The following is a 13,162-nucleotide window of genomic DNA, read 5'->3' on the forward strand; positions in this document are numbered from 1 at the left end:
GCCTTTGCGTCTTCAGACCCCTGCGCCCCGGCCTCTCCGCCGGGGCGCAGCTTTATGGCGCCTGATCTCTGAAGGCCCGATCTGTCTGCGCGCTGTCGCGCGGACGCGCCGGCCGGGACCGCGCGAGCCGGACCAGGGCCGCATGGCGGGCCGGATCGTAGCCAATCCCGCCCCGGAACGCTGCCTTGCGCGCCAGGCGCAACGCCCGCGCCAGAGCCGCCGGACCGCCATAGGCGATGGCGAGCCCCGCCATGTGGCGCCGGACCCGCGCCTCGGGATCCTCACACGTGAAGGCGTAAACCCGATACGACCGCACTCCCACCACCGCCTGCATGATGCACTCTCCCCTTTGGGGCAGAATGGTCACCCGGCGTGGCCAAAGGGGCATAAATTCCTACAATTCGCGCAAAATGCGAAAATAGGAATACGCACATAATATATTGATATATATAAGTTAAATTTGGAATTGCCTGAGGCCGCGATTGCAGGATCTCTCCCCCTCGACTTGCAATAGAAGAAGATCGTTGTAGGAATTTTTACCTACAACGAGAGAGTGCAATGTCTGACCCGTCGGTTGAGCCCCCGTCCGCCTCCGTTCAGCCTTCAGCCCGCCTGCCGGTCGCCGCGACCGGATCGCCCCAGCCTTCTCCCTGTCGGCTGGCAATGGCCATCGTCGCAGCCATGACGGGGCTCGATGTGGATGCACTGGTGGACCTGCGCCGGTCCATCGCGCCGGTGGCGACAGCGCGGCAGATCGCCATGTACCTCGCCCATGTGGGTCTCGGCCTGCCGCAGGCGGATGTGGCGCAGGCGTTCCGGCGCGACCGCTCCACCGTCGCTTATGCTTGCCGGCGCATCGAGGATCTGCGGGACGATCCCGCCTTCGACCATCGCGTGGCCCAGATGGAGGCCTGCCTGCGCTGGGCCACGGAGCGCTGAGCATGGCCCCCCGCAAGACGCCATCCCACAAGACCCCTACCGTCAAACCTTCCTCCGCCAAGACCCATCCCCGTCGAACCGCCCCGACCGCCGCCTCCGGGCCACAGATGAACCTGGCCGAAAGCCCCCTTGCCTGGCTCGCCCGGCGCACCGGAAAGGACGGTCGCGCCCTGGTGGACCCGACCCAGCTGGCCGCCGGCGAGCGGCTGCGGGCGGATTTCACCCGCGCCCAGCTCACCCCGCGCGTCACCAGCCGCTGGAGCGAGGTTTCGGGTGCGGGCACGCCGGAGGCCTTCACCGACATGGTGCTGGCAGCGAAGCTGCGGGTCAGCCGTGCCATGACGGCGGTGGGGCCTGAACTGTCCGGCGTGCTGCTGGATGTGTGCTGCTTCCTGAAGGGGCTGGAGGCGGTGGAGCGCGAGCGGCTTTGGCCGGCACGCACCGCCAAGGTGGTGCTGGGCCTCGCCCTCGACCGGCTCGCCGTTCACTACGGCCTCAGCGGAGTGACGCAGGGCCGCGCCCGCGCCCCGGTGCGCAGCTGGCACGCCCCGCCGGAGCCGCCGGCGTGATACCTTCGGCCTCGGCCTACGACCGATGCCAAATGGGTCCGCTCAAACGCCGCATGGGCTTGACCTATGGCCCATGAGCAAAGCTCACGGGCCGCAAGTATGAGCCCCACTCAGGACAAGGCGCGGGCGGTCTCGCGGATGATGTCGAAGGCGGCGTCCACGTCCGCTTCAGTAGCCTCCATGGACCCCGCCTGAAAGCGGATGGCGAGGCGGCCGTCCACCCGGGTCGGGGTGAGATAGAGCTGCCCGCCATCATTGATGGCCTGGAGCAGGGCCAGCATGTGGGCATCACCGTCGCGTCCGTCGCCGGGATCGTGGCGGAAGGCGAACAGGGACAGCACCGGCGTCGAGGCCAGCGCGAAGCCTGGCTCCGCCGCGATGCGCGCGGCCAGCGCCTGCGACCAGCCCACATGGTTGCGGATCATCTGCCGCAGTCCCTCAAGCCCGTGGGCCCGCAGCACGAACCACAGCTTCAGCGCCCGGAAGCGGCGGCCCAGCTGGATGGTCCATTCGCTGAAATTGACGATGCCATCATGGGCATGGGTCTTCAGATATTCCGGCTGGATGGCCAGCGTCGCCAGATGGTCGTCAGGGCTCCGGAGGAAATGGGCGGAGCAGTCGAACTGCACGCCGAGCCATTTGTGGGGGTTCAGCACGATGGAATCGGCCTGTTCCACCCCCGCCCACAGGGGACGGAATTCGGGACACACCATGGCCGAACCCGCCCAGGCCGCATCCACATGGACGAACAGGCCATAGCGGTGCGCCACCTCCACCACTGCCGCAACGTCATCCATGGCGCCGGTGCTGGTGCCACCCACGCAGGCGACGACGCCGGCCGGCACGAAGCCTGCCGCCTTGTCGGCCTGAATGGCCGCCTCCAGCGCCTCGGGCACCATGCTCCTGAGCGGGCCTTGCGTGGGGATGCGCACCAGATTGTCGTCGCCGATGCCGCAGAACCATGCCGCCCGGTCGATGGAGCTGTGCACCTCGCTGGAGGTGTAGACCCGCAGTTGCGGGCGGCCCGAAAGCCCGGTGCGATTGCCGGTGAAGCCCAGCGCCCGCTCGCGCATGGTGAGGAAGGCGCACAGGGTAGCCGAGGAGGCCGAATCCTGGATCACGCCGGAAAAGCCCTCCGGCAGGCCCACCGCCTGGCGCAGCCAGTCGAGGGCCACGATCTCCAGCTCCGTGGCGGCAGGGGAGGTCTGCCACAGCAGGCATTGGGCGCCCATGGCGGAGGAGAGAAATTCGCCGATCACGCTCGCCGGACTGGCATTGGCCGGAAAGTAAGCGAAGAAGCGCGGGTGCTGCCAATGGGTCATGCCCGGCACCAGGATGCGCTCGAAATCCGCGAAGATGTCGGCCATGGGCTCTGCCTCTTCCGGCGCGGAAGTCGGCAACTGGGCCGCGATCTCCCCCGGCTTGGTGCCGGCGCGCACCGGGCGGTTCTTCAGGCCCGCGCGATAGTCCGCCGCCCAGTTCGCCGCCACCAGCGCCCAATGGCGGAACGCCTCCCCCTTCATGATATTGTCCTATCTTTCGACCTTGGGCCGGGACATAGCCGACTTCAGCCGGGCTGGAAAACCCGCGCCACGCCGCAGGCCGGTGCCCGCCCTCGTGATCACGGGCGCGGCGGAAGCCGTGATAGAGTGTCGCATCAAAGGCCTTTCACGCCGGCCCACATGGTTCTAAGACGGCCGGCAGCTGAACGCGCCAGGCCGAGGGCCATCGCGCACCACAACATATAAGAGGCAAGAGAGGACATGCCCCAGTACCGCTCCCGCACCTCCACCCACGGTCGCAACATGGCCGGCGCCCGCGGCCTGTGGCGCGCCACAGGCATGAAGGACGGGGATTTCGGCAAGCCCATCATCGCCGTGGTGAACTCCTTCACCCAGTTCGTGCCAGGCCATGTGCACCTGAAGGATCTTGGCCAGCTGGTGGCTCGCGAGATCGAGAAGGCTGGCGGCGTCGCCAAGGAATTCAACACCATCGCGGTGGATGACGGCATCGCCATGGGCCATGACGGCATGCTCTATTCCCTGCCGTCCCGCGAGATCATCGCCGACAGCGTGGAATATATGGTGAACGCGCACTGCGCCGACGCCATGGTGTGCATCTCCAATTGCGACAAGATCACCCCCGGCATGCTGATGGCCGCCATGCGCCTCAACATCCCGGCGGTGTTCGTCTCCGGCGGGCCCATGGAGGCCGGCAAGGTGCTGCTCTCCACCGGCGAGAAGAAGGTGGACCTCATCGACGCCATGATCGCGGCGGCCGACGACAAGGTCACCGACGCCGACGTGCAGGTGATGGAGCGCTCCGCCTGCCCCACCTGCGGCTCGTGCTCCGGCATGTTCACCGCCAATTCCATGAACTGCCTCACCGAGGCGCTGGGCCTGGCGCTGCCGGGCAACGGCTCCACGCTCGCCACCCACGCCGACCGCGAGCGGCTGTTCGTGGAGGCCGGCCACCTCATCGTCGACCTCGCCCGCCGCTATTACGAGCAGGACGATGCCAGCGTGCTGCCGCGCTCGGTGGCCTCCTTCAAGGCGTTCGAGAACGCCATGACGCTGGACATCTCCATGGGCGGCTCCACCAACACGGTGCTGCATCTGCTCGCCGCCGCCAACGAGGGCGAGGTGCCCTTCACCATGGCCGACATCGACCGGCTGTCGCGCAAGGTGCCGGTGCTGTGCAAGGTGGCGCCGGCGGTGGCCAACATCCACATGGAGGACGTGCACCGCGCCGGCGGCATCATGGCCATCCTCGGCGAGCTGGACCGCGGCGGCCTCATCCACACCGAGCTGCCCACCGTGCACGCCGCCACCATGGCCGACGCGCTGGACCGCTGGGACGTAAAGCGCACCAAGAGCGAGAGCGTCGCCACCTTCTTCCGCGCCGCGCCGGGCGGGGTGCCTACCCAGGTGGCCTTCAGCCAGTCCCGCCGCTGGGACGACCTCGACCTCGACCGTGAGACCGGCGTCATCCGCGACGTGGCCCATGCCTATTCCAAGGACGGTGGCCTCGCCGTGCTCTACGGCAACATCGCGCTGGACGGCTGCATCGTGAAGACGGCCGGCGTGGACGCCTCGATCCTGAAGTTCACCGGCAAGGCCCGCATCTTCGAGAGCCAGGACGCGGCGGTGGAAGCCATCCTGTCCACCGGGCGCATCCAGGCCGGCGACGTGGTGCTGATCCGCTACGAGGGACCGCGCGGCGGGCCGGGCATGCAGGAGATGCTCTATCCCACGTCCTACCTGAAGTCGAAGGGCCTCGGAAAGGCGTGTGCGCTGGTCACCGACGGGCGCTTCTCGGGCGGCTCCTCGGGCCTGTCCATCGGCCATGTCTCGCCGGAAGCGGCGGAAGGCGGGGCCATCGGTCTGGTGGAGGAAGGCGACACCATCGAGATCGACATCCCGAACCGCATCATCCGCGTGGCGGTGTCCGATGAGGTGCTGGCCGAGCGCCGCGCCGTGATGGAATCCAAGGGCGACAAGGCGTGGCAGCCGGAAAACCGCAAGCGCGTGGTTTCCCAGGCGCTGCAGGCCTATGCGGCGCTCACCACCTCCGCCGCCCGCGGCGCGGTGCGCGACGTGAGCCGCCTGCGGCGCTGATCACGACGAGACCCGCCAAAGGAAAGGGGCGCCTCGGCGCCCCTTTTTGCTTGGTGCAGGTGGTTCGGTCGCGTGCCAATCAACGTGTGCAGGTCAGCTGCCCGTTGAAGTTGGCGATGTCCCGCGCGCCCCAGCAATAGCGCATGTTCACCGAGGAGTTCACGAACAGGTTGCCGCCCACGCGGCACTGCGCCCGCAGGACATTGTCCGGACCCACGAAGGCATTGCGGCAGGTGCGCTGATAGGAACCGGGAGGCGCCGGCATGGGGCCGGGGGGCGGGGGCGGCGGCATGGGCCGGCCACGGACACACCACAACTGGCCGTCTTGGTTGGAAATGTCACCCCGGCAGCTCGGGAAGTCGTTGAGCCGGGTCTGCACCCAATTGCCGCGACGGGTGGCGCAGAAGGCGGTAAGATCGCGCCCGCGACGCACCTGCACATTGTTGCAGCTGTTGAGATAACTGCCCCCCGGCACCGGCTGGGCCATGGCTTCGCCGGCTGAGACCATCCAGCCCAGCGCCAGCAGCAGACCGAACAGGCCCGCGACGACGACATTTCGCTTCATGTTTTCCCCCCTGTGGAAAGGCGCGCCCTTCTACCACGGCGAATCAGCGGACGCACAGCCGTCGTGTCCGGTACGGCACGCGCGCAGCACGGCCATCGACAGCGCCCCCCCGCTTCGATAAAAGCCGTGGCGATCCAGAAAGATAAAGACGCACCGATGACCATTCGCCTGCATCGCGGCGACCTGCCCGCGGACTTCGTCGCCGCACCCGTGGTGGCAATCGACACCGAGACCATGGGGCTCAACCCCTTCCGCGACCGGTTGTGCCTGGTCCAGCTGTCCAACGGCGACGGCAGCGCCGACCTGGTGCAGATCCCGCAGGGCGCTGACGCGACCACCGCGCCGAACCTGACGCGCCTTCTGGCCGATCCCGCCATCACCAAGCTGTTCCATTTCGGCCGGTTCGACATCGCGGTGCTCCAGCACACCTTCCATGTGATGCCGCAGCCGGTGTGGTGCACCAAGATCGCCTCGCGGCTGGTGCGCACCTACACCGACCGTCACGGGCTGAAGGACCTGCTGCGCGAGACCATCAACGTGGACATCTCCAAGCAGCAGCAAAGCTCGGACTGGGGCGCCAAGGACCTCTCCGACGCCCAGCTCACCTACGCCGCCTCCGACGTGCTGCACCTGCATGCGGTGAAGGCGAAGCTGGAGGAGATGCTGGCGCGGGAGAACCGCACCGGGCTCGCCGCCGCCTGCTTCGCCTTCCTGCCGGCGCGGGCGGCCCTGGACCTCTCGGGCTGGGCGGAAGACGATATCTTCGCGCACTCCTGAGCCGGCAATCTTTATCAAAAACGTGCGCTGACAACGCCTTAGCTCCGGGCCTTGCACCAGCGCGCCATTTCGGACACTTTGACCGCGTGCGTGGGGCGACGCGCCGGCCGGCCCTGTGGCTTGAGGCCTGTGAGAGCCCGTCCCGGTCAGCCAGAACGACCTGATCGGCGAAACGGTATCTCAGCTCAACATGAAAGGCGCATGCGGGATTGGCCCGCCGCCGGAACAGGGCCATGAACCGACACGTGTCGCCAAACGATTTCGACCGGCAAGGGACCGTGCCAGCGGCTGCGCATCAGGATGCGCGTCTGGAAGCGACCCCGACCTTCCGGGACTACACGGACCAGGACAGCGGTCTTGAGCAGCGCCCGAGCCCGGATTTTTCCAGCGCCCGCCGCCACAGCAAGCGCGTGCGCTGGATCAAGCGCCTGCTGCCGCTTTCCATCGTCGTGGCGGTGGTCGGCATCGGCGCCGTTTCCATCCTGTCGCAGCTGAAGCTGTCCATCGAGCTGCCGTTCGAGATCGGACACCTCACCCTCTCGGGCTCGCGCCTCACCATGGAGCTGCCCAAGCTCTCCGGCTTCACCGACGACAATCGCGGCTACCGCGTGACCGCGCGCACCGCCACACAGGACCTGACCCATCCGGACCTCATCGACCTCACCGACATCGAGGCGCGGCTGGAGATGACCGACAAGGGCTGGGCCAAGGTTTCCGCCAAGGTGGGCACCTTCGATACCAAGAAGCAGTTCATCACCTTGGGCGACGGGGTGGACCTCGCCATGAACGGCGGTTATGGCGGCCAACTCCACGACGCCGAGGTGGACGTGAAGGCCGGTACCATCGCCACCGAGAAGCCGGTGGTCTTTACCTATCTCGACGGCAAGCTGGTGGCCGACCGCCTGCACGTGGGCGATCGTGGCACGCGGGCCCTGTTCGAAGGCAACGTGCAGTTGGATTTCCGCATGTCCAACCTGCCGGGCCAGAAGTCGGGCGAGGCGGCCCCGCCGGCAGGCTCGCCGGCCGGGACACCCGCCAAACCCCATGGCGACGCGGTGGGATCGGTTCCCGCCACGCCCGCCGCCCAGCCCACTCCCCTTCCCCCGCGACGCCCGGTGTCCAACCCATGATCCGCCAGTCCCAGGACCGAACCGGCCTCGCCTTCCGCGCCGGGCGCCTCGCCCAGGCCGCGGCGGCGGCCATGCTCGTCGCGGCGCCCGGCGCCGCCCTTCTGGTTGTTGCAACGTCAAGCATCGCTGTGGCGCAGACCTCCAACGTGCCCAACGCGCTGCAGGGCTTTGCCAAGAACCGCGACCAGCCGGTACGCATCAACGCGGATTCCCTTGAGGTGCGCGACAAGGACAAGGTCGCGGTGTTTTCCGGCAATGTGCTGGTGACCCAGGGCGACACCACGCTGCGCTCCAAGGACCTCATGGTCTATTACGAGGGCTCCGTGGCCCAGCAGGCCGGCGGCCAGCCCGCCGGCGAGCAGGCAACCGGCGTCGATCCGTCCCAGAAGGGCCAGATCCGCAAGCTGGAAGCCGTGGGCGGCGTGGTGGTGAAGACCAAGGAGCAGACCGCCACCGGCGACAGCGGCGTGTTCGAGATGAAGACCAACACGGTGACCCTGGTGGGCAAGCCCGTGGTCCTCACCCAGGGCCCCAACGTGATCCGCGGCCAGAAGCTGGTGGTGGATCTCGTTTCCGGCGTGTCCAAGTTCGAGGGCGGGCGGGTGGAGAGCCTCATCGTTCCCGGCAGCCTGAAGCAGGATACCCCGCCCAAGCCCGACCAGGGACAGGCGCCCCGTCGCTGACGAAATCGAACGCGCGCTCCGGTTGAATTTCGCAAGCCGGTAACCAGAAGCTGGCAAAGACGCCACGCAATCCCTCAGTTTCTGCTGTTTTATCAATCGCCTACGCGATTTGCGCCGACCCGCGGCCCGCCACGCATCGGAGCGGAGCGCCCTGCGGCCCGTATTTTGCATGGAAACGTTGCATCCCTGGCGAGGACGTTCTAAACCTTCCAATCTGGGGGCCGGGGTGCGGAGGTCGCGTTGAACGTCCTGTCCATGTTCGGCAAGTCTAAGACGAGGTCCGGCGGTACGACCCACCGGAATGACAGCGGCGCGCCGCGCGACACGCGTCGGTGGGACGAGGACGACGGCTGGGACGAGTCCCGCTACGCCGGCCTTGATGGTGACGGCCGCGACACCCAGCCCTTCGATTCCACCAGCGCGCTGGCGGCCTTCGGCATCGCCAAGTCTTACGGCGGCCGGCAGGTGGTGCGCGACGTGAGCCTCAACGTCCGCCGCGGCGAGGCGGTGGGCCTGCTCGGCCCCAACGGTGCCGGCAAGACCACCTGCTTCTACATGGTGACCGGGTTGGTGAAGGCCGATCGCGGCCGCATCGAGCTGGACGGCCACGACATCACCCCCATGCCCATGTATCGCCGCGCCCGTCTCGGCGTCGGCTACCTGCCGCAGGAGGCCTCCATTTTCCGGGGCCTCTCGGTGGAGGACAACATCATGGGCGTGCTCGAGGTGACCGAGCCAAACCGCGCCCGCCGCCGCGAGGAGACCGAAGCCCTCCTTGAGGAATTCAAGATCACCCATGTGCGCAAGTCGCCCTCCATCGCGCTCTCGGGCGGCGAGCGACGGCGCCTCGAGATCGCCCGCGCACTGGCAAGCCAGCCCTCCTTCATGCTGCTGGACGAGCCCTTCGCCGGCATCGACCCCATCGCAGTGGGCGACATCCAGGCGCTGGTGCGCCACCTGACCTCACGCGGCATCGGCGTGCTCATCACCGACCACAATGTGCGCGAGACCCTGGGCCTCATCGACCGCGCCTACATCATCCATTCCGGCTCGGTTCTGATGGAGGGCGATCCCGAATCCATCGTCTCCAGCCCGGACGTGCGGCGGCTGTATCTCGGCGAGGAGTTCCGGCTATGACTACGGCTTCGCCCCGGCCCGCGCTCGCCCGGCCCGGTCCCTGTCGGCAGAGGCTTCCGCCATGGTGCTGAGCCCCAAGCTGGAATTCCGCCAGAGCCAGTCTTTGGTGATGACCCCGCAGCTGATGCAGGCCATCAAGCTGCTGCAGCTCTCCAACATGGAGCTGGTCGCGTACGTCGAGGCGGAGCTGGAGCGCAATCCGCTGCTGGAGCGCATCACCGAGGGCGACGGCCCGGCCGACGCCGCCAGCGGCGAGACCCCCTCCGAGACCGCCCAGCGCGACGACGCCCCCGCCCCCGAGCCCGAAGCCGCTGTTTCCGGCGACTGGATGCCCGGCGACATGGAGCCCAGCCGGGCGGCCATGGAAACCCGCCTCGACACCGATCTCGGCAATGTTTTCCCCGACGACGCCCCCGCCGACCGCGGCGCCTCCGGCGGCGGCTCCACCGGCCAGAGCCCCTCCACCGGCGAGTGGGGCGGCGGCGAGCGCGGCGAGGACTACAATCCGGAAGCCTTCCTCACCGCCGAAATGACGCTGGCCGATCATCTGGAGGCCCAGCTTGCGGTGGCGGTGAGCGATCCGGCCCGGCGGCTCATCGGCGTCAACGTCATCGGCCTCATCGACGAGACCGGCTATTTCACCGGCGACCTCGACCAGCTGGCCGAGCAGCTCGGCGTGGCGCGCGCCGATGTGGAGGCCATGCTGAAGCTCATCCAGACCTTCGAGCCGTCTGGCGTGGGAGCGCGCAACCTTGCCGAATGCCTCGCCATCCAGCTCCGGGAGCGGGACCGCTTCGACCCCGCCATGCAGGCGCTGGTGGCGAACCTGGAGCTTCTGGCCCGGCACGACCGCAATGCGCTCAAGCGGGTCTGCGCCGTGGACAACGAGGACCTGGCCGACATGATCGGCGAGATCCGACGGCTCGATCCCAAGCCGGGCCTCGCCTTCGGCACCGGCGTGGTGCATCCGCTGGTGCCGGATGTCTATGTGCGCGCAGGCAAGGACGGCACCTGGCTGGTGGAGCTGAATTCCGAGACCCTGCCGCGGGTGCTGGTGAACCAGACCTATCATGCCACAGTGGCCAAGGTGGCGCGCTCGGCCGAGGACAAGAGCTTCCTTGCCGAATGCCTGCAAAGCGCCAGCTGGCTGACGCGCTCGCTGGACCAACGGGCGCGCACCATCCTGAAGGTGGCGAGCGAGATCGTGCGCCAGCAGGACGCCTTCCTGCTGCACGGCGTGCGCTATCTGCGGCCGCTGAACCTGCGCACGGTGGCGGACGCCATCGGCATGCACGAATCCACCGTGTCGCGGGTGACCTCCAACAAATACATCTCCACCCCGCGCGGCGTGGTGGAGATGAAATTCTTCTTCTCCTCGGCCATTTCCGCCTCCGGCGGCGGCGAGGCCCATTCGGCGGAGGCGGTGCGCCACCGCATCAAGCTGCTCATCGAGGCCGAGAGCGCGGACGACGTGCTCTCCGACGACACCCTGGTGCAGAAGCTGAAGGAAGCCGGCATCGACATCGCCCGGCGCACGGTGGCGAAGTATCGGGAGGGCATGAACATCCCCTCCTCGGTCCAGCGCCGCCGCGAGAAAATCGCCCTGCGCAGCGAGGCCAGCTGAGGGACGCCAGCTGAAGCCCGCCAAGAGGTCCACAGACCCCTTGAAACCGGGGAACAACCCCGGTCAGCCTCTCCCGCCGGGGAGGGGAACGTCCTCCCGGCCGCGCGGCTCAAGCCAGGCTGAGCTTCACGTCGATATTGTTACGGGTGGCGTTCGAATAGGGGCACACCTGATGCGCTTTGGCGATCAGCTCCTCGCCGGCCGCCCGGTCCACGCCCGGCAGCGACACCTCAAGCGCGATCTCCAGGCCGAAGCCGCCTTCCGAGCGCGGGCCGATGCCCACGGTGGAGGTGACGGTGGCATCCGCGGGCACCTTAGCGCTGCCGCCCTGGGAGGCCACGAACTTCATGGCACCGAGAAAACAGGCCGCATAGCCGGTGGCGAACAGCTGCTCGGGATTTACTCCATCGCCGCCGGCGCCGCCCAGTTCCTTGGGGGTGGAGAGTTTCACGTCCACCGCCCCGTCGAGGGTCGCGGAATGGCCGTCGCGGCCACCGGTGGCGCGGGCGGAGGTGCTGTAGAGAACATTCACGGGCATGGGACGGCTCCTGCTGAGATGTCGCGGCTATAAATAGTCGACACGATTAATTCGTGTACGATCTTTATATCCGGACCTATCCGACGCGTCAAGCGGTTGCGATTATATCGCGCACAAATTATATTTGCCGTCTGAGACCTAAGGTCACCGCCATGCCCCAAGACAATGCCAAGCCAATATCGAGCCCGCCCCTGACGGACGCACCGACGCCAGCCCTGATCCCCGTGGACCATCTCCTGTGCTTTTCCTTCTATGCGGCGAGTCACGCCTTCACCCGCGTGTACAAGCCGCTTCTGGACGCCATCGGCCTGACCTATCCGCAATATCTGGTCATGGTCGCGCTCTGGGAGAAGGAAGACCAGACGGTGGGCGGCATCGGCGAGAAACTGGGGCTGGAATCCAGCACCCTGACGCCGCTGCTGAAGCGGCTGGAGGCCCTTGGGTTCGTCACCCGCAGCCGCGATCCGGCGGACGAGCGGGTGGTGCGGGTACGCCTTTCCGCCCAGGGCGAAGCGCTGCGGGAACAGGCGCGCACCATCCCCGAATGCATCCTCAAAGCCACCGGCCTGGATCTGGCTGACGCGGAGCGACTTCAGAAGGACGTCACCGCCCTGCGCGTTGCGCTGGAGAAGGCCGCCGCCGGCAAGGGCTGAAACCAATTGCGCGCAGCCGCGACATGGTGCCCATCCGCGAATCCGGCGCGACGGGAGAGCGAGCGACCTGGACTCCTTCGGCGGCAAAATGCCGATGGATCACGCTGCGCCCCATGAGATGGGGCTTCATCTGACGGCTGGCATACGGTAGACCAAATATAAGAAGCTCATTCAGGGCCTGGTCATGCTCGATTCCAATCTCGTCGGACACATCGCCTTCGATCCCACGCCGCCGGACTTGCCACCGCTGCCACCCGGCCGGCACGATCTGGGCATCGCCACCGAGCGCGACGCAGTGCTGGTGGTACCGGAGGGGCTGAGCGAGACCACGGCAACCGGCGCGCCGGTGCCGCTGATGGTGCTGTTCCACGGCGGCGGGGGCAGCGCCGACAAGATCCTGCCCATGATGGAGGCCCACGCGCAGCGCCGTCGCTTCCTGCTGCTGGTGCCGCAATCGGCCTTTCCCACCTGGGACATCGTGATCGCCGGCAATGGACCGGATCGTGAGCGCGTCGAGATGGCCCTCGCGGCCGTGGCCGCGCGCTTCGCCGTCGATCCCGGACGCATCGCCTTCGCCGGCCATTCCGACGGCGGCAGCTATGCCCTGTCCCTCGGCCTCACCAACGGGCATTTCGTGACCCACGTCATCGCCTCGTCCGCCGGCTTCATGTCGGTGCACCGCCAACAGGGCGCGCCGCGCATTTTCATTTCCCACGGGGTCCACGACGAGCAGATCCCCATCGAGCGGAGCGCGCGGATGCACACGGCCTTGCTGAAGGACGCCGGCTACGACGTGACCACCATGGAATACAACGGCCCCCACGCCTGGCAGCCCCCAGTGGTGGGGCTGGCGGTGGATTTCTTCCTGTCACCGTAGACCGGCCAAAGAGTGCGGGAGCGCGCGCGCTCCCGCCGGTGGAGTTCTGCGCC

Annotated in this window: 14 protein-coding genes; 10 read left to right on the plus strand and 4 right to left on the minus strand. The window is 67.5% G+C overall.

Annotation, left to right across the window (positions count from 1 at the left end):
* Nucleotides 1-52: 52 nt before the first annotated feature.
* Complete coding sequence (locus FBQ73_RS16315; protein ID WP_138400555.1) at nucleotides 53-334, minus strand: hypothetical protein; 282 nt, start codon at nucleotides 332-334, stop codon at nucleotides 53-55.
* Between the two features lie 329 nt (nucleotides 335-663).
* Here FBQ73_RS16315 and FBQ73_RS16320 point away from each other — a divergent pair, with 329 nt between their 5' ends.
* Both FBQ73_RS16320 and FBQ73_RS16325 read left to right on the plus strand, forming a co-directional pair.
* The gene (locus FBQ73_RS16320) at nucleotides 664-939 is read left to right on the plus strand and encodes a helix-turn-helix domain-containing protein (protein WP_138400556.1); all 276 of its coding nucleotides are present in this window, start codon (nucleotides 664-666) and stop codon (nucleotides 937-939) included.
* Nucleotides 940-941: 2 nt separating this feature from the next.
* Entirely contained in the window at nucleotides 942-1,508 is a 567-nt protein-coding gene (locus FBQ73_RS16325; RefSeq protein WP_210236797.1) for a DUF6456 domain-containing protein, read from the plus strand.
* A 110-nt stretch (nucleotides 1,509-1,618) separates the two neighbouring features.
* On the opposite strand, the gene FBQ73_RS16330 is transcribed toward FBQ73_RS16325, so the two are convergent.
* Nucleotides 1,619-3,031 (minus strand): pyridoxal phosphate-dependent decarboxylase family protein, encoded by a 1,413-nt coding sequence (locus FBQ73_RS16330; RefSeq protein ID WP_138400557.1) that lies wholly within the window; start codon nucleotides 3,029-3,031, stop codon nucleotides 1,619-1,621.
* Nucleotides 3,032-3,271: 240 nt separating this feature from the next.
* Here FBQ73_RS16330 and ilvD point away from each other — a divergent pair, with 240 nt between their 5' ends.
* Complete coding sequence (ilvD, locus tag FBQ73_RS16335; RefSeq protein WP_138400558.1) at nucleotides 3,272-5,125, plus strand: dihydroxy-acid dehydratase; 1,854 nt, start codon at nucleotides 3,272-3,274, stop codon at nucleotides 5,123-5,125.
* Nucleotides 5,126-5,204: 79 nt separating this feature from the next.
* On the opposite strand, the gene FBQ73_RS16340 is transcribed toward ilvD, so the two are convergent.
* Nucleotides 5,205-5,690 (minus strand): CVNH domain-containing protein, encoded by a 486-nt coding sequence (locus FBQ73_RS16340; protein WP_138400559.1) that lies wholly within the window; start codon nucleotides 5,688-5,690, stop codon nucleotides 5,205-5,207.
* Between the two features lie 156 nt (nucleotides 5,691-5,846).
* Here FBQ73_RS16340 and FBQ73_RS16345 point away from each other — a divergent pair, with 156 nt between their 5' ends.
* From FBQ73_RS16345 to rpoN, 5 genes are all read left to right on the plus strand, one after another.
* Nucleotides 5,847-6,467, plus strand: coding sequence for a ribonuclease D (locus FBQ73_RS16345; protein ID WP_138400560.1), 621 nt, complete (start codon nucleotides 5,847-5,849; stop codon nucleotides 6,465-6,467).
* Between the two features lie 233 nt (nucleotides 6,468-6,700).
* A complete protein-coding gene (locus FBQ73_RS16350; RefSeq protein WP_138400561.1) occupies nucleotides 6,701-7,597 on the plus strand; it encodes a hypothetical protein in 897 nt (298 codons plus the stop codon).
* The gene (locus FBQ73_RS16355) at nucleotides 7,594-8,280 is read left to right on the plus strand and encodes an LptA/OstA family protein (RefSeq protein WP_138400562.1); all 687 of its coding nucleotides are present in this window, start codon (nucleotides 7,594-7,596) and stop codon (nucleotides 8,278-8,280) included. Before FBQ73_RS16350 ends, FBQ73_RS16355 begins: the two co-directional genes overlap by 4 nt.
* 240 nt (nucleotides 8,281-8,520) lie before the next feature.
* On the plus strand, nucleotides 8,521-9,417 hold the full coding sequence (lptB, locus tag FBQ73_RS16360) for an LPS export ABC transporter ATP-binding protein (protein ID WP_210236798.1): 897 nt from the start codon (nucleotides 8,521-8,523) through the stop codon (nucleotides 9,415-9,417).
* Between the two features lie 61 nt (nucleotides 9,418-9,478).
* A complete protein-coding gene (gene rpoN, locus FBQ73_RS16365) occupies nucleotides 9,479-11,041 on the plus strand; it encodes an RNA polymerase factor sigma-54 (RefSeq protein ID WP_138400563.1) in 1,563 nt (520 codons plus the stop codon).
* 109 nt (nucleotides 11,042-11,150) lie between these two features.
* Here the strand turns inward: rpoN and FBQ73_RS16370 are convergent, their stop codons facing one another.
* A complete protein-coding gene (locus tag FBQ73_RS16370; protein ID WP_138400564.1) occupies nucleotides 11,151-11,579 on the minus strand; it encodes an organic hydroperoxide resistance protein in 429 nt (142 codons plus the stop codon).
* Nucleotides 11,580-11,731: 152 nt separating this feature from the next.
* On the opposite strand from FBQ73_RS16370, the gene FBQ73_RS16375 reads away from it, so the two are divergent.
* Nucleotides 11,732-12,232 (plus strand): MarR family winged helix-turn-helix transcriptional regulator, encoded by a 501-nt coding sequence (locus tag FBQ73_RS16375; protein WP_138400565.1) that lies wholly within the window; start codon nucleotides 11,732-11,734, stop codon nucleotides 12,230-12,232.
* A gap of 184 nt (nucleotides 12,233-12,416) precedes the next feature.
* Nucleotides 12,417-13,109, plus strand: coding sequence for an alpha/beta hydrolase (locus FBQ73_RS16380; protein ID WP_138400566.1), 693 nt, complete (start codon nucleotides 12,417-12,419; stop codon nucleotides 13,107-13,109).
* Nucleotides 13,110-13,162 lie beyond the last annotated feature (53 nt).

It is taken from the genome of Xanthobacter autotrophicus, from assembly GCF_005871085.1.
GTDB lineage: Bacteria > Pseudomonadota > Alphaproteobacteria > Rhizobiales > Xanthobacteraceae > Xanthobacter > Xanthobacter autotrophicus.